Annotated in this window: 16 protein-coding genes; 1 reads left to right on the forward strand and 15 read right to left on the reverse strand. The window is 55.9% G+C overall.

The window, feature by feature from the left end:
- Window positions 1–276: 276 nt before the first annotated feature.
- On the forward strand, window positions 277–867 hold the full coding sequence (gene clpP / locus GC56T3_RS16055; protein ID WP_013146372.1) for an ATP-dependent Clp endopeptidase proteolytic subunit ClpP: 591 nt from the start codon (window positions 277–279) through the stop codon (window positions 865–867).
- A gap of 125 nt (window positions 868–992) precedes the next feature.
- Here the strand turns inward: clpP and GC56T3_RS16060 are convergent, their stop codons facing one another.
- From GC56T3_RS16060 to GC56T3_RS16130, 15 genes are all read right to left on the reverse strand, one after another.
- Window positions 993–1,250, reverse strand: a complete 258-nt coding sequence (locus tag GC56T3_RS16060; RefSeq protein WP_011232533.1) for an HPr family phosphocarrier protein — start codon at window positions 1,248–1,250, stop codon at window positions 993–995.
- A gap of 14 nt (window positions 1,251–1,264) precedes the next feature.
- The gene (gene whiA / locus GC56T3_RS16065) at window positions 1,265–2,227 is read right to left on the reverse strand and encodes a DNA-binding protein WhiA (RefSeq protein ID WP_011232534.1); all 963 of its coding nucleotides are present in this window, start codon (window positions 2,225–2,227) and stop codon (window positions 1,265–1,267) included.
- Between the two features lie 120 nt (window positions 2,228–2,347).
- Window positions 2,348–3,301: a YvcK family protein gene (gene yvcK / locus GC56T3_RS16070; RefSeq protein WP_013146373.1), complete on the reverse strand. Its 954-nt coding sequence runs from the start codon at window positions 3,299–3,301 to the stop codon at window positions 2,348–2,350.
- Window positions 3,298–4,194 (reverse strand): RNase adapter RapZ, encoded by an 897-nt coding sequence (gene rapZ / locus GC56T3_RS16075; protein ID WP_013146374.1) that lies wholly within the window; start codon window positions 4,192–4,194, stop codon window positions 3,298–3,300. Before rapZ ends, yvcK begins: the two co-directional genes overlap by 4 nt.
- An 18-nt stretch (window positions 4,195–4,212) precedes the next feature.
- The gene (locus GC56T3_RS16080) at window positions 4,213–4,689 is read right to left on the reverse strand and encodes an 8-oxo-dGTP diphosphatase (protein WP_014196721.1); all 477 of its coding nucleotides are present in this window, start codon (window positions 4,687–4,689) and stop codon (window positions 4,213–4,215) included.
- A gap of 335 nt (window positions 4,690–5,024) precedes the next feature.
- On the reverse strand, window positions 5,025–5,981 hold the full coding sequence (trxB, locus tag GC56T3_RS16085) for a thioredoxin-disulfide reductase (protein WP_013146376.1): 957 nt from the start codon (window positions 5,979–5,981) through the stop codon (window positions 5,025–5,027).
- A 75-nt stretch (window positions 5,982–6,056) separates the two neighbouring features.
- Window positions 6,057–7,529: a tetratricopeptide repeat protein gene (locus tag GC56T3_RS16090; protein WP_013146377.1), complete on the reverse strand. Its 1,473-nt coding sequence runs from the start codon at window positions 7,527–7,529 to the stop codon at window positions 6,057–6,059.
- 149 nt (window positions 7,530–7,678) lie between these two features.
- Window positions 7,679–8,329 (reverse strand): bifunctional phosphoribosyl-AMP cyclohydrolase/phosphoribosyl-ATP diphosphatase HisIE, encoded by a 651-nt coding sequence (gene hisIE / locus GC56T3_RS16095; RefSeq protein WP_013146378.1) that lies wholly within the window; start codon window positions 8,327–8,329, stop codon window positions 7,679–7,681.
- The gene (gene hisF, locus GC56T3_RS16100) at window positions 8,326–9,084 is read right to left on the reverse strand and encodes an imidazole glycerol phosphate synthase subunit HisF (protein WP_013146379.1); all 759 of its coding nucleotides are present in this window, start codon (window positions 9,082–9,084) and stop codon (window positions 8,326–8,328) included. Before hisF ends, hisIE begins: the two co-directional genes overlap by 4 nt.
- On the reverse strand, window positions 9,081–9,815 hold the full coding sequence (hisA, locus tag GC56T3_RS16105) for a 1-(5-phosphoribosyl)-5-[(5-phosphoribosylamino)methylideneamino]imidazole-4-carboxamide isomerase (RefSeq protein ID WP_013146380.1): 735 nt from the start codon (window positions 9,813–9,815) through the stop codon (window positions 9,081–9,083). The genes hisF and hisA overlap by 4 nt, the downstream gene beginning before the upstream one ends.
- Entirely contained in the window at window positions 9,815–10,456 is a 642-nt protein-coding gene (hisH, locus tag GC56T3_RS16110; protein ID WP_013146381.1) for an imidazole glycerol phosphate synthase subunit HisH, read from the reverse strand. Before hisH ends, hisA begins: the two co-directional genes overlap by 1 nt.
- 181 nt (window positions 10,457–10,637) lie before the next feature.
- Window positions 10,638–11,225 carry an imidazoleglycerol-phosphate dehydratase HisB gene (gene hisB / locus GC56T3_RS16115; protein ID WP_013146382.1) on the reverse strand — a complete coding sequence of 196 codons (588 nt, stop codon included), beginning with the start codon at window positions 11,223–11,225 and terminating at the stop codon, window positions 10,638–10,640.
- A 3-nt stretch (window positions 11,226–11,228) separates the two neighbouring features.
- Window positions 11,229–12,503, reverse strand: coding sequence for a histidinol dehydrogenase (gene hisD, locus GC56T3_RS16120; RefSeq protein ID WP_013146383.1), 1,275 nt, complete (start codon window positions 12,501–12,503; stop codon window positions 11,229–11,231).
- Between the two features lie 393 nt (window positions 12,504–12,896).
- On the reverse strand, window positions 12,897–13,520 hold the full coding sequence (gene hisG, locus GC56T3_RS16125) for an ATP phosphoribosyltransferase (protein WP_013146384.1): 624 nt from the start codon (window positions 13,518–13,520) through the stop codon (window positions 12,897–12,899).
- Window positions 13,521–13,698: 178 nt separating this feature from the next.
- Complete coding sequence (locus GC56T3_RS16130) at window positions 13,699–14,883, reverse strand: ATP phosphoribosyltransferase regulatory subunit (RefSeq protein WP_013146385.1); 1,185 nt, start codon at window positions 14,881–14,883, stop codon at window positions 13,699–13,701.
- Window positions 14,884–15,158 lie beyond the last annotated feature (275 nt).

Raw genomic sequence — 15,158 nt, forward strand, 5'->3', positions numbered from 1 at the left:
GTTCTATTATAGCAGGATCTTGCAAAAATGCAAGGGAAAAATGCAATAAAAAAACAGGAAAAATTAGGCCTTTGTTCCTTCCACATCAATGCCACCGCCACAGGCAACGGGTTAAAAAAATAAAAAAGCGGTTATGATGAAAAGAGGGATGTTCCCGCTAGCCGCGAATATGTTATAAAGAATGGGGAAGGTCGTTTTGTTTGACCTTCATTGACCATTCGTGTATGATTAAGGCGTACATATTGATCCATTAGGATGGAAAAGGAGGCGTTTTTGATGTATTTGATTCCGACTGTCATTGAACAGACGAACCGTGGGGAGCGGGCGTACGACATTTATTCGCGCTTATTGAAAGACCGAATCGTGTTCCTTGGCAGCCCGATCGACGACCAAGTGGCCAACTCGATCGTGTCGCAGCTGCTGTTTTTGGCGGCGGAAGACCCGGAAAAAGATATTTCCTTGTACATCAACAGCCCGGGCGGCTCGATCACAGCTGGCCTGGCGATTTACGACACCATGCAGTTCATCAAGCCGGACGTATCGACGATTTGCATCGGCATGGCCGCTTCCATGGGGGCGTTTTTGCTTGCCGCCGGTGCGAAAGGGAAACGGTTCGCCTTGCCAAACAGTGAAATCATGATCCACCAACCGCTCGGCGGCGCCCAAGGGCAAGCAACGGAAATCGAAATCGCAGCGAAGCGCATTTTGTTCTTGCGCGACAAATTGAACCGCATTTTATCGGAAAACACCGGCCAACCGATCGAAGTGATCGAGCGCGATACGGATCGCGACAACTTTATGACCGCGCAAAAAGCGATGGAATACGGCATCATTGACCGCGTGCTGACGCGCGCTGATGAAAAATAAGGCATGCACATGTTGGCAGAACCGCTATAGAGCTGCTTCCTGCACCGACATTGACGAAAAGGCTGCTTCCGTCCAAAACGGAGCAGCCTTTTCCATTCCTTTCCCCGCCAGCCCCACATGCTGCTTTACTTTTCCTTTTGCACATAGGCGGCGAGCTTTTCGATCGCTTCTTGCTCATCCGGACCGTCGGCAATGAGCGTGATCACCGCTCCATGGCCGATGGCGAGGCTCATCAAGCCCATAATGCTTTTCGCGTTGACCCGTTTTCCGTCTTTTTCCAAAAACACATCAGCGGAAAAACGGTTCGCTTCTTGGACGAACAACGCCGCCGGGCGCGCCTGCAGCCCGGTTTTTAATTTCACTTCCACTTGTTTTTCCACCATTCTCCATCTCCCCTTTACAGCGATTTATGGAAATCGACCGGCTTTCCAGCCCGCAGCCGCTCCGCGATCTCATCAATTTTGCGGAGCCGGTGGTTGATGCCGGATTTGCTGATTTTTCCACCAGCAACCATCTCGCCGAGCTCTTTCAGCGTCACGTCTTGATGCTCGATGCGAAGCTTCGCGATTTCCCGCAGCTTGGCCGGCAGTGAATCAAGGCCGATCGTCTCGTCGATGTAGCGGATGTTCTCCACCTGGCGAAGCGCAGCGCCGATCGTTTTGTTCAAATTGGCGGTCTCGCAATTGACAAGCCGGTTGACCGAGTTGCGCATGTCGCGGACGATGCGAATGTCCTCAAAGCGGAGCAGCGCTTGATGGGCGCCGATGATGTTCAAAAACTCGGCGATTTTTTCCGCCTCTTTTAAATACGTAATAAACCCCTTTTTCCGTTCCAACGTTTTCGCATTTAAAAAAAAGTGGCTGTTCATCAATTCGCATAACGCCCGGTTATGCTCCTCATACAGCGAAAAAATCTCCAAATGGTAAGACGACGTCTCCGGGTTGTTGACCGAACCGCCAGCCAAAAACGCGCCGCGCAAATACGAGCGCTTGCAGCATTTTTTCTTGACGAGCTCCGGGGAAATGTCATGGATGAGCGAAAAATCGCCGTTGACAATGTGAAGTTCACGAAGCAAAGAGGCCGCACCGTCGGTCACGCGGACGATGTAGACGTTGTTTTTTTTCAAGCGCATTTTCTTGCGGACAAACAGCTCGACGGCGACATCGTAGCCCTTTTTCAATAACGTATAAATGCGCCGAGCGATCGCCGCATTTTCCGTCTGGACATCGATGGCCATTCGCCCGCCGGAAAACGACAGCGAACCATTCATGCGCAAAAGCGCCGACAGCTCGGCGCGCAAGCAGCAAGGCTTCACCTCTAAATGGGTCAATTCCTTTTTCGTTTCCGATGCAAAAGACACGATCGCTCCACCTCCATTCGTTCCCCGCATCCGGCCGGTTGGAGGTGCCTGACTTTCGGCGCGGCCATCGGGAGCATCACCGCCCATAATGGCGCTTTGCGGCCTACTCGGGTCCCGCCTTTAACGGTGAGGGAGAAGCCCGAGAAGAAGGGCGGCGACTTTCGCCGTATTATGGCGAATGACCCCATCCTCGTACGTGACAATATCGTCGCGGATGACTTGCAACGAAAGCCCGCTGCTGTCGTCACGCACCGGCTCGGCCCGCTCCGCCTCGTAGCGGCGGCGGATCGCTTCCGGGATCGCTCCGCTGTTGATGATCACCGCGTCCAAAAACGGGCCGCCAAGATGAGCATGAAGCGCCTCCACATGGTCGCTCACCGTATAGTGCGGCGTCTCGCCGGCCTGAGTCATAATGTTGCATATATATACTTTTTTCGCCTTCGCCTTGCATACTTCCTGCCCGATTTTCGGCACGAGCAAATTCGGCAAGATGCTCGTGTATAGGCTCCCCGGCCCGATGACAATCAAATCGGCGCGGCGGATGGCATCAACCGTCTCCGGCAGCGGCTCAATGTCTTCCGGCGTTAAAAACACCCTCTTAATTTTTTTTCCCGCACTCGGGATTTTTGACTCGCCAGATACAATGGAACCATCTTCCATCTCCGCGTGCAATACGACGCTCTTGTTCGCCGCCGGCAGCACCTGGCCGCGCACGTTCAACACTTTGCTCATCTCACGGATCGCTTTCACAAAGTCGCCGGTGATCGATGTGAGCGCCGCCAAAATCAAATTGCCGAGCGAGTGTCCCGATAAGCCGTTGCCGTTTTGAAAACGGTGCTGGAACAGCTCGACAATGAGCGGTTCGACGTCAGACAGCGCGGCCAATACGTTGCGGACATCCCCGGGCGGCGGAATGTGCAGTTCATCCCGCAGCCGCCCGGAACTTCCGCCGTCATCGGCGACCGTGACAATGGCGGTCAAATCCAATTCATGCTGCTTCAGCCCCCTCAACAGCACGGGAAGCCCGGTGCCGCCGCCGATGACGACCAGTTTCGCTGCTCGTTCGTTCCTCATCGGTGTATGTCCTTTCTCCTCTCCATGTCCCGGTGCGAGACAACAGTTTTATAGTCGGCCGAAAAATGGCGGGCGATATATTCTGCGAGCGCCACCGAACGGTGCTGGCCGCCCGTGCAGCCGATGGCGATCACCAGCTGGCTTTTTCCTTCTCGCTGGTAATACGGCAACATAAACGACAACAAATCAATGAGCTTTTCCAAAAACTTTTGCGTTTCCCCCCACTTGAGCACGTAGGACGATACGTCATCGTCCAACCCGGTTTTCGGCCGCATATGTTCAATGTAATGCGGGTTCGGCAAAAAGCGGACGTCAAACACCAAATCCGCATCAATCGGAATGCCGTACTTAAACCCAAACGACATGACGTTGATGGTAAACCCGGATTGAGCATGCGATGAGAACTGGCGGATGATTTTCTCCCGCAGCTCGCGCGGCTTGAGCCCCGTCGTATCGTAAATGATCTGCGCCCGTCCTTTCAGTTCTTCGAGCAGCTTCCGCTCCAAACGGATTCCTTCAAGCGGGGGCTCGTTCGGCGCAAGCGGATGCGTCCGCCGCGTTTCTTTGTAGCGGGCGACCAGCGTCGAATCTTGGGCGTCCAAAAACAACACCTGGGGGACGACCCATGCCTGCTCAGCCAACTCATCGAGCGCAGCGAACAAATGATCGAAAAAGTCGCGGCTGCGCAAATCCATGACAAGGGCGACTTTGTTCATTTTATTCCCGGACTCTTTGACGAGCTCCAAAAATTTCGGCAGCAGCGTCGGCGGCAAGTTGTCAATACAAAAAAAGCCGAGGTCTTCGAAGCTTTGAATCGCCACCGTCTTTCCCGCGCCGGACATGCCGGTGATGATGACGAGCTGAATCGGCTGCAGCGCCCCGTTTTGTCCCATCTCCGCCCCTCCTCTCCATCAGCTCGGATCGAGCCGATATGAAAGCAGCTCGAATTCCTCTGTATAGACAAACACCCCGTACATGACCCCTTTGCCTTTCAAGGCGTAGTCCAAAATATGATAGTCGCCAGGGGCCATCGGCAGCGTCGAAAGCGTCTCCACCTGATGCCAAGCAAGCGTCCCTTCTTCGGAAGACGGCACGTTTTCGCCAATGAAATCGTCGGCGAAAAACGTAAACATCATCCACTCCGACACCGTTTCATTCCCATTTTTCATCACGATCGTAAAGACGCCTTTCAGCTCTGGATTTTTCAAATAAATGCCCGTCTCTTCCCGGTACTCACGAATGCATGCTTCGCGCACCGTCTCGCCGGGCTCCATTTTCCCGCCCGGAGCGACCCACCAGCCGCGCCTCGGCTTTTGCAACAGCAGCACTTGGCCGTCTTTATATAATACGCAGTTTGTCACCCGTTGCAATTCGTTCACCCCAACCATCCGCAAACACGCACATAATCATCTTTATTTTACCATAAATAGTTAGGCCGCTCCACCTTCAAACCGCTGGAAACCGTCCGCTTCCCGTCTGCAAAAACCTCGGGGCCCAACATTCCGCTTCCAGCCGAAAGACGCCATCCCCGCCGTTTCGAGCGGGGCGGCAGGATGCAAGCGCGCAGGCAAAGAAAAAAGAGACGCGGACAAACGCCCGCGCCAAAAAGGATCTATATAAAAGGGGGTCAATTACTTACTTATAGCATACGACAAATGTGTTGCGCCCGTGTTACATCTGGGTTAAATAACCATTACGATTTGATTGCGATTTGGTTACCGGATCAGCTGACCCCTTGCTTATGGAGCTTTTCTTTCAGTTCCTCAACGTAATGCTGGGCGCTTTGCGCGGCGATGCTGCCGTCGCCGGTAGCCGTCACGATTTGCCGGAGCGTTTTTTCCCGCACATCACCGGCGGCGAAAATGCCCGGCACTTTCGTCTCCATCTTTTCGTTCGTGACGATATAGCCGTTTTCATTCGTGATGCCAAGATTGGCAAACGGCTTCGAGAGCGGCACCATCCCGATGTAAATGAAAACGCCGTCGCACGGAAATTCGCGCTCCTCGCCCGTTTGCGTATGCACAAGCGTCACGCTGCCGACTTTTCCGTCCTTTTCGTTGATTTGTTTCACCGTATGGTTCCAGATGAAATCAATTTTTTCATTGGCGAACGCCCGGTCTTGCAAAATTTTTTGCGCCCGCAGCTTGTCGCGGCGGTGAACGATCGTCACTTTATTGGCAAACCGCGTCAAATAGACGCCCTCTTCGACCGCCGAGTCGCCCCCGCCCACGACGACCAAATCTTTCCCTTTGAAAAACGCCCCGTCGCACACCGCACAGTACGAAACGCCGCGGCCGCCGAGCTCGGCCTCCCCCGGTACGCCGAGTTTTTTATATTCCGCTCCGGTGGCGATGATGACCGCGCGGGCCTTGTACTCTTTGTCGCCGACGATGACCGTTTTGTACGCCTCGCCATCGATGATTTCTTTCACATCGCCGTATGCGTACTCCGCGCCGAATTTTTTCGCATGCTCAAACATTTTCGTCGCCAATTCCGGGCCTAAAATCGTTTCAAAGCCAGGATAGTTCTCGACTTCCTCAGTGTTGACCATCTGCCCGCCCGGGACGCCGCGCTCGATCATCAGCGTCGACAAATTGGCGCGCGATGTATAGACAGCCGCCGTCAGCCCAGCCGGCCCGGCTCCGGCAATAATGACATCGTAAATTTTTTCGTCTGCCACACCGTCCACTCCCTCGCTTGAGAATCCTTCCATTTTCATCGTATAGAAGTCGATTCGCCCTGTCTATTGATTTGCTCATGTATAGAGCCGGCGCGCTTTTTGCACGTATTTTTGCACCGTCGCCGCCGAAACGCCGTATTTGGCCGCCATCTCTCTTTGCGTCACACGCTCTCCTTGCTGTCGGCGCCACATGTATTCGATCGCCGCCGCCCACGCGGCTCCGTTCGCAAATGGCTCGCGATCAGCCGACGGATGGACGGCCATCGCGAAGGCGAAGCGGCAGAGCGCTTCCTTTTCCTCATTATGCGCCGAAAGCGCATCGACCATGCGGCCGATGTTCGCCGCCCAAGCGGACGGGCCATCGGTTAAGCCGAACAAAAAGCAGTCGATAAACGGGCGCAGACGGGGATCGGACGGCAAGAGGCGGCATACCGCAAGCGACATCGATGCCTCTTTCGCCTGCGGCGAGCGGCTGAACAAGTACAATCCGTACAGACGGTCGGCCAGCTCGTCGCCCTCCAGCCAAGCCATCAAGCGGATGAGCGCCTCATCCACCGGCGCTGAAACGGCCCACGGCTCCTCACCGCGTTTTTCGGGATGGAGGGTGGCAAGCACCTCCCACATTTGCCGAGCGAGCGACTCATGGCCAGTATAGTAGGCAGCGCAAGCGAGCCAATAATAAAATGGCCCATCACCGTCAAAGCCTTGTTTATACAAACGGTGCAGCCAACGGAACGCCAGATCGAACCGCCCGACAAGCGCGAACGTCGCCCCGAGCTTGTATTGATGCTCGCGAAAAAACGGATACAAACCGGCCAGCGTCTCGCAAAGCGCGGCCGCCTGTTCTTCCTCACGCAAGTAATAGGCGAAGACAAGCGCGTTGCAAAGCGCATGCAAATTGCCGGGATCGCGTTTGAGCACTTCACGCACTTTCTGTTTCGCTTTGTCGACATCGCCGCTGTAAAAATAAGCAAGCGCCAAATTGTTATGCGCCGACCAAACGTCCGGATAGCGGGCGACGATCGCCTCGAGCGCCTCAATCGCTTCCGCAAACCGCTCCTCTTCAAGCAAACGGCGGGCCCGATCCTCCAGCACCATCAGCTGCTCCTCTTCTTCCGTCCATTCCGAGCCATCGAGCCGAAGCAGCTCAAGCAAGTCAGCGGCATCGTCGGCAAACTCTCCGGCCGGCTCATGCGCCAAATAACGCTCCGCGTATTGCCTCGCTTCACGAAACAAGCCGAGGCAGGCGAAATTGTTCGCCAAAAAATACAAACAGTCGTACATCGTTTCGTCCAAATCATGGATAATTTTAAACAGCCATTGATTGGAAAATTGATATTCACCAAGCTCCGACAGCACAAGGGCGAGCTGCAAGGCGAATGAGGCGTCGCGCTCATCCAAACGAACGGCGCGCTCAAAATATTTCCTCGCCTTTTCCAAATCGCCTCGGTCGTATGCTTTCATTCCTTTTTTAAAAAAGTAATCTCCGCTTTGAATGAACGGTACAATCGTCGCTTTTCGTGATGATCGCTTCAGTTGTTTTCCCATTCTGTCCTCCGCCGTCCGTAAAATTCGTCGAACAACAGTATACCATATCGGCGGCGAAAACAAGCAAGAAACTTTAGGAATGCGGTTTTTCCGTGCAAAAAAGGAACGCCGGCGCGATGGCAGACGTTCCTTTTTCTCACCTAACCCTCTTATTCTTTTTTGTCGCCCGCTCCCACCTTTTGCGCGTGCCGCTCGGCAAGCGTCGCAAGCACCGCGTCAAGCGGCAGCTTTTGTTCGCGCAACAGCACAAGCAAATGGTACAACAAGTCGGCCGCTTCCCATTTCAATTCCTCGTGGTTTTGGTTTTTGGCGGCGATGATGACTTCCGCCGCTTCTTCGCCGACTTTCTTCAAAATTTTATCGACGCCTTTTTCAAACAAGTACGTCGTGTACGACCCTTCCGGCCGTTCGGCGTCGCGCTTGGCGATGATCTGTTCCAACTCGTTCAAAATGGCGAACCGGTCGGCCGCCGGCGTGCGCGCCGCGCCGTCCAACGAGCGGGAAAAACAGGAATACGACCCGGTATGGCAAGCCGGGCCGGCCGGCTCGACGAGAACGAGCAGGGCGTCGGCGTCGCAGTCGTAGCGGATGTCGACAACGCGCTGCACGTTTCCAGATGTCGCCCCTTTATGCCATAGTTCTTGGCGCGAGCGGCTGTAAAACCATGTTTCTCCGGTCTCCAGCGTTTTTTCAAGCGACTCTTTGTTCATATAGGCGAGCGTGAGCACTTCCTTGCTTTGCGCATCTTGGACGATCGCGGGTACAAGCCCTTTTTCATCAAAGCGAATGTCCGCCGTCATCGCACGTTCACCCCTCTTTCTTTCAAGTACGCTTTCACTTGTCCGACCGACGTTTCTTTGTAATGGAAAATCGATGCCGCCAGCGCCGCGTCTGCTTTCCCTTTTTCGAACGCTTCGAGGAAATGCTCCGCCTTGCCGGCGCCGCCCGAGGCGATGACCGGAACCGAGACCGCTTCGCTCACTTTGCGCGTCAACTCAATATCAAAACCGTTTTTGCCGCCGTCCGCGTCCATGCTCGTCAGCAAAATCTCCCCAGCGCCAAGGCGGACCGCTTCCTGCGCCCAAGCGACGACTTCCCAGTCCGTGGCGTTGCGGCCGCCGTGCGTATAGACGCGCCATGAACCAAGCGTTTCATCGTATTTCGCGTCAATGGCGACGACGATGCATTGCGAGCCGAAAAAGTCCGCCCCTTCGGTGATCAAGGTCGGATGGAGCACCGCGGCGGTGTTGAGCGACACTTTGTCGGCCCCGGCGCGAAGCATCCGCTTCATATCCTCAAGCGAGTGGATGCCGCCGCCAACCGTAAACGGAATCGCCAGCTGGGCGGCGACGCGCTCGACGACATCCACCATCGTTTTCCGCCCTTCATGGGAAGCGGAAATGTCCAAAAACACGAGCTCGTCCGCCCCTTGCTCATCGTACGCCTTCGCGAGCTCCACCGGATCGCCGGCATCGCGCAGCTGGACAAATTGCACTCCTTTGACGACGCGCCCGTCTTTCACATCGAGGCACGGGATGATGCGCTTCGTGATCATCGCTCGTTCACCGCCTTGAGCGCTTCCGCGAGCGTAAACTGATTCGTATAAAGCGCCTTGCCGACGATCGCGCCGCCGATGCCTTGTCCAGCATATTGGCAGAGCGCGCGCAAATCGTCAAGCGAGCTGACGCCGCCAGAAGCGATCACTTCTTTTCCCGTCGCCTCGGCCAACCGGACCGCGGCGGCGATGTTCGGGCCCGACAACGTGCCATCGGTCGCAATATCGGTGAAAATAAACGTCTCCGCCCCCGCCTCAGCGAGCATCCGCCCGAGCTCTTCCGCCTTGACGTTCGACGTCGCAAGCCACCCTTCCGTCGCCACGAAGCCGTCGCGGGCGTCAATGCCAATCACGATGCGGCGGCCGTATTTTTGGAGCATCTTTTTCACAAACGGCGGGTCGGAAATGGCCGCGCTTCCTAAAATGACGCGGGCGACCCCATTTTCTAAATAATGCACGATATCCTCTTCCGTCCGGATGCCGCCGCCCACTTGCACGTTGACGCCCAAGCGGGCCGCTTCAATGACAAACCGGTCGTTGACGCGGCGCCCTTCTTTCGCTCCGTCCAAATCGACCATATGAATCCACTCCGCCCCTTGAGCGGCGAATTGCTCGGCCATCGCGACCGGCGAATCGCCGTACACCGTTTCTTTGTTGTAATCGCCTTGCAGCAGGCGGACGCACTTGCCGCCGCGCATATCGATCGCCGGATAAATCGTAAACGCCGCCATCAGCCGTTCCCCCTTCCCGTGACGATGCCGACATAATTGTTCAAGATGCTCATGCCGACCGCACCGCTTTTTTCCGGATGAAACTGTGTGCCAAACACACAGCCGCGCCCGACGACCGCCGGAACATCAACGTCATATGCACTGCTCGCGAGCACGACGTCCTCATCCCCTGGAATGACATAATACGAATGGACAAAATAGACATGCCCTTCCTCGACGCCACGAAGGAGCGGTGACGGACGACGGAAGCGGAGCCGGTTCCAGCCCATGTGCGGCACTTTGTATGGCTCGCCGGTTTTCGTGACGCCCGGAAAGCGGACGACGCGGCCGCGAAGCAAGCCAAGCCCTTTTGTCGGCCCGTTTTCTTCGCTTTCGTCAAACAACAGCTGCATCCCTAAACAAATGCCGAGCAGCGGCGTGCCGTTTTCAACCGCCGAACGGATGAAAGCAGCTAGGCCTGTCTCATTTAAAATGTGCATCGCATCGCGAAACGAGCCGACACCGGGCAAAATCAGCCCGCGCGCCTGCTCGAGCTCCTCTTTGTCGCCGCTTAGGACATACGGACAGCCGAGCCGCTCGAGCGCTTTGCTGACGCTGTATAAGTTGCCCATGCCATAGTCGATGATCCCGATCATCGTCATCCCATTCCTTTCTTCGCTGATCCATGCCAATCGATCGTTTTCCCTCATCCACCGAACAACTTGATGACGGCATGCCTTTTGTTAACGGCGCTCCTTTCACGCGCGGGCCTCTCCTTGGCGCCCGGCCGCATTCCCTTTGCCCGCGGAACTCTTTCCCCACGGAGGCGCCGCACTCCATCGGCTACAGCATCCCTTTTGTCGACGGAACGCCTTTGACGCGCGGGTCGATCATCGTTGCTTCATCCAACGCCCGCCCGAGCGCCTTAAACACCGCTTCGATCATATGGTGCGTATTGCGCCCGTAATGGACGATGACATGCAAGTTCATCCGCGCTTCAAGCGCCAGTTTCCATAAAAACTCATGCACGAGCTCGACATCAAACGCGCCGACTTTCGCTGCCGGAAACTCGCCGCGAAACTCAAAATGCGGGCGATTGCTCAAGTCGATCACAACTTGCGCCAAGGCGTCATCCATCGGCACAAACGCGTTGCCGTACCGCTTGATTCCTTTTTTGTCGCCAAGCGCTTCCTTGATCGCCTGCCCGAGGCAAATGCCGATGTCTTCCGTCGTATGGTGGTCGTCAATATGCGTGTCGCCTTTGGCCTCAATGTGCAAATCGAACTGGCCGTGCTTGGCGAACAAATCGAGCATATGGGTTAAAAACGGCACGCCCGTTTCCAGTTCCGCCTTCCCTTCGCCATCCAACGAAAGCGATAACTGAATGCTCGTCTCGTTCGTCGTTCTTGCGATCGTCGCTTCCCTTGCCATCATTCATTCCCCTTTCTCGAGCCGCACCTCAATGGCGCGCGCGTGCGCCTCCAGCCCCTCGAGGCGGGCAAAGGCGGCGATTTTTTCTCCATGTTGTTTCAATGCGGCTTCACTGTAAACAATCACGCTTGATTTTTTCACATACTCATCGACGCCGAGACCGCTTGAAAACCTTGCCGTACCGTTCGTCGGCAGCACGTGGTTCGGCCCGGCGAAATAGTCGCCGACCGGCTCGGAGCTGAAGCGGCCGAAAAACATCGCTCCCGCATGGCGGAGCCGGCCGAGCAGCGCGAGCGGTTCTGCCGTCATCACTTCCAAATGCTCCGGCGCCAGTTCGTTCACAACATCCACCGCTTCCTCAAGCGTCTCGGTGACGTAAATGGCGCCATAGTTCTCAAGCGCCGCTTGGGCAATGTCGCGGCGCGGCAGCGTTTCAAGCTGCCGTTCGACTTCGCTCGCCACCGCCAGCGCCAATTTCATCGACGGCGTCACCAAAATGGCCGACGCCCGCACGTCATGCTCGGCTTGCGACAACAAATCCGCCGCAATCTCATCCGGTCGGGCCGTTTCATCCGCCAGCACAACAATTTCGCTCGGCCCCGCGATCATGTCGATCGCCACATGCCCGAACACTTCCCGCTTCGCCAATGCCACATAAATATTGCCCGGCCCGAAAATTTTGTCAACCGGCCGGATCGTTTCCGTCCCGTAAGCAAGCGCGGCGATCGCCTGCGCGCCGCCGACTTTGTAAATTTCCGTCACGCCGAGTTCATAGGCGGCGGCCAGCACCCCAGCCGGGAGCGTGCCGTCTTTGTTTGGCGGCGAGGTGATGACAATCCGTTTCACCCCCGCCACTTGTGCGGGAATAACGTTCATCAGCACAGACGACGGATAAGCGGCCGTCCCGCCTGGCACGTACAACCCGACCGCATCGAGCGGCGTCACCTTTTGTCCGAGAATTGTGCCGTCTTCTTTCGTCATCCACCATGATTCGCGCTTTTGCCGCTCATGGTAGTCGCGAATGTTCGCCGCCGCTTGGCGAATGATCTCCAGCATCTCCGCGTCCATCGCCACATGCGCGCGCTTCATTTCCTCTTCCGTCACCTTGAGCGAATCCAAGCGGACGCCGTCAAACCGTTCTGTATATTCTTTGAGCGCCGCATCGCCGCGGGCGCGCACGTTGGCGATGATATCAAGCACCGCGCGCCGCTGCTCCTCCGTTCCGCTTTCAATCGTGCGCCGCAGCGAAACGCCGCCTCGGATCCGTTCGATTTTCATCGTTCGCTCCCCTTTCTGTGACGTCCATCGGTTTTCGTCCATTGGCAATCTGTATAGATGCAATTTGAAGCTTTACCATTTGCAGCTTTTACCGAGTATTTGATCGACTGTCGGGCGACCGAACAACGCCGCTTCCAGACCCATATATGGGTCTGTGAAGCAGGCGGTTGTTCGATCCTCCGTCACGCCAAGGCGTGACGGAGGCAAGCCACAGGCTTGCCTCCGACAGTCGAAAATGGACAAACCGCTTTTCCGTCAAGGATATGTTAAACTTCTTCGTTGCATCTATATGCTATTTTCCAACGGCGTTGTCAACGCCGCTCCGCCATTCCCGAATCTCCACCAACCCATTCTTCGGAAACCGCCCATTTCCGCTCTGTCACACCTTTTTTCCTACGGCTGGGGAATGACCGCCGCCAATCGGTCGACCAACCGTTCAATGTCCCCGCCGTTTAGCCGGTAGCTCGCCGGGTTGACAATCAGGCGCGACGTCACCTCGGCGATCCGTTCAAGCTCGACAAGCCCGTTTTCTCTGAGCGTCCGCCCCGTGGAAACGATGTCCACGATCCGGTCGGCAAGGCCGATCAGCGGGGCGAGTTCAATGGATCCGTTCAGGCGGATGATTTCGACTTGCTCGCCTTGCTCGCGAAAATACGTTGACGCGATGTTCGGGTATTTCGTCGCCACCCTTGGTGCGATCTCGTTCATCTTGGCGCCGGGCAGCCCGGCGACCGCCAAATGGCAGCGGCTGATTTGCAAATCGAGCAGTTCGTACACATCCCGTTCTTCTTCCATCAGCACGTCCTTGCCGGCAATGCCCAAATCCGCGACCCCATGCTCGACATAGGTGACGACATCCATCGGTTTCGCCAAAATAAAGCGCATGTTTTCCTCTGGCACATCAATGACGAGCTTGCGCGACTCGGTAAATTCCGGCGGCAGCGCATAATCCGCCCGCCGCAGCAACTCGACCGCCTCTTCAAAAATGCGCCCTTTTGGCATGGCAATCGTCAGCATCATTCTTCCTCCTTGCTCCTCATCATGTCAAATGCGGCGCTGGTCCTCGAGTACACCGCATGCTCTCCACCGCCATGGGCAGCCTCTCCCGTCCGTTCTTCGCATCCGCTCTGTCCCGCCAATCGCTGCCGTTTTCAACAGCGTCGATGACCAACCGGCGGCCCCTTCTCTGTTATGTTCACTGCCCATCGCGCCCGCTGCGGCCAAGCAAATACACGATCGACCGGTAGCGCTGGCTGTAGGCGTCAATATCACGAATGCCGGCAATGTGCTGCAAGACGACGCGCTTGCCTTCCGCCCGTTTCGCTTCGGCCAATTCCACCGCTTCCGCCAGCCGCTCTTGGCTGAACACGATGCACTCGATGTCATCGCGCACATCCGTTTCCCCAATCGCCTCAATCAACCGATCGACGCGCAACCCAAACCCCGTCGCCGGCGCCGGGCGCGAGAACTTCGCCAATAAATCATCATACCGCCCGCCGTTGCCGATCGGGAATCCAACCTGCTCGGCGTACACTTCAAACAAAATGCCAGTGTAATAGCTCATATGGCTGACAAGCGCCATATCGAGCTTCACCGCCTCGGCCACTCCGTACGTCCGAAGCGCCGCCATGAGCGCCGCCAGCTCATCGGCCGACCGCCGCCCCTCCTCGCTTGTGACGAGCGTTTTCGCCTGTTCAATCACGTCCGTTCCACCGCGCAAGGAAAGAAGATCCAACAGCCGCTTTTGATCGATCGACGAAAGCGGCCACGACTTCACATGTTCACGGTAGCCGACGTAATTTTTCTCATATAAAAAACGGCGCAATACACTCGCCCGCTCCTCATTCCCTAAAATCTCCAAAAACAGTGCGTTCACATACCCAATATGGCCGACCGCCACCGAAAAGCGGCCCAACCCCACGCGCTTCAACAACGCGACCATTAAGCTAATAACCTCGGCATCCGCCGTCACCGTGCCGTCGCCGATCAACTCCACACCGATCTGCTCAAACTCCGCCGGCCGCCCGCCTTCGCGCTGCTGGGCGCGGAATACATTGGCGTTGTACGCCAACCGGAGCGGATTGCCGTCTTCATAAAGCCTTGACGCCGCCACCCGGGCGATCGGCGCCGTCATATCAGGCCGAAGCACGAGCGTATGCCCTTGCTGGTCGAGAAGCTTAAACAGACGATGATCGGCAATCGCCGACGCCGCCCCGACCGTTTCATAATACTCAAGCGTCGGCGTTTCAATAAACTCGTACCCCCAGCGCTCAATTTCCTCCGCCATCACCGAGCGCACTTGTTTTTTCAACTCATATAAAAACGGCAGCGTATCGCGCATGCCTAACGGTTTTTCAAACATGAACAGCTTTTTTGCCATGTCCCCACGCCCTTTATCGAGATGCTTTAGTTTGCTAATATGGTAGAGAAGTGAAGTTATTAGTAGTTTACTCCTTTGCGGCCACAGCGTCAAGGGGGGAATGCTTTATAAATAACAAAACGGACAAGATCGCTTCAAAAAAGGAAGCGCTTGTCCGTTTCGTTCCACACAGCATAGGCGGTGATCTGCTCTCTAATGAAAATAGCGGCGATCCATCTTGCCAAAATCCCTCATTCTCCTTATCTAAAAAACAAGATCACTGACCAAAAAGGCAA

This window comes from Geobacillus sp. C56-T3 (genome assembly GCF_000092445.1).
In the GTDB taxonomy this organism is placed as follows: Bacteria; Bacillota; Bacilli; order Bacillales; family Anoxybacillaceae; genus Geobacillus; species Geobacillus thermoleovorans.

Bases quoted from the DNA above. Each gene is read 5' to 3' on its own strand.
- clpP (WP_013146372.1), top strand. From the start codon at position 277: ATGTATTTGATTCCGACTGTCATTGAACAGACGAACCGTGGGGAGCGG.
- GC56T3_RS16060 (WP_011232533.1), bottom strand. From the start codon at position 1,250: ATGGTGGAAAAACAAGTGGAAGTGAAATTAAAAACCGGGCTGCAGGCG.
- yvcK (WP_013146373.1), bottom strand. From the start codon at position 3,301: ATGAGGAACGAACGAGCAGCGAAACTGGTCGTCATCGGCGGCGGCACC.
- rapZ (WP_013146374.1), bottom strand. From the start codon at position 4,194: ATGGGACAAAACGGGGCGCTGCAGCCGATTCAGCTCGTCATCATCACC.
- GC56T3_RS16080 (WP_014196721.1), bottom strand. From the start codon at position 4,689: ATGGTTGGGGTGAACGAATTGCAACGGGTGACAAACTGCGTATTATAT.
- GC56T3_RS16090 (WP_013146377.1), bottom strand. From the start codon at position 7,529: ATGGGAAAACAACTGAAGCGATCATCACGAAAAGCGACGATTGTACCG.
- hisIE (WP_013146378.1), bottom strand. From the start codon at position 8,329: ATGACGGCGGACATTCGCTTTGATGAAAAAGGGCTTGTACCCGCGATC.
- hisF (WP_013146379.1), bottom strand. From the start codon at position 9,084: ATGATCACGAAGCGCATCATCCCGTGCCTCGATGTGAAAGACGGGCGC.
- hisA (WP_013146380.1), bottom strand. From the start codon at position 9,815: ATGGCGGCGTTTACGATTTATCCGGCGATCGATATGCGCGGCGGCAAG.
- hisH (WP_013146381.1), bottom strand. From the start codon at position 10,456: ATGACGATGATCGGGATCATCGACTATGGCATGGGCAACTTATACAGC.
- hisB (WP_013146382.1), bottom strand. From the start codon at position 11,225: ATGGCAAGGGAAGCGACGATCGCAAGAACGACGAACGAGACGAGCATT.
- hisD (WP_013146383.1), bottom strand. From the start codon at position 12,503: ATGAAAATCGAACGGATCCGAGGCGGCGTTTCGCTGCGGCGCACGATT.
- hisG (WP_013146384.1), bottom strand. From the start codon at position 13,520: ATGCTGACGATTGCCATGCCAAAAGGGCGCATTTTTGAAGAGGCGGTC.
- GC56T3_RS16130 (WP_013146385.1), bottom strand. From the start codon at position 14,883: ATGGCAAAAAAGCTGTTCATGTTTGAAAAACCGTTAGGCATGCGCGAT.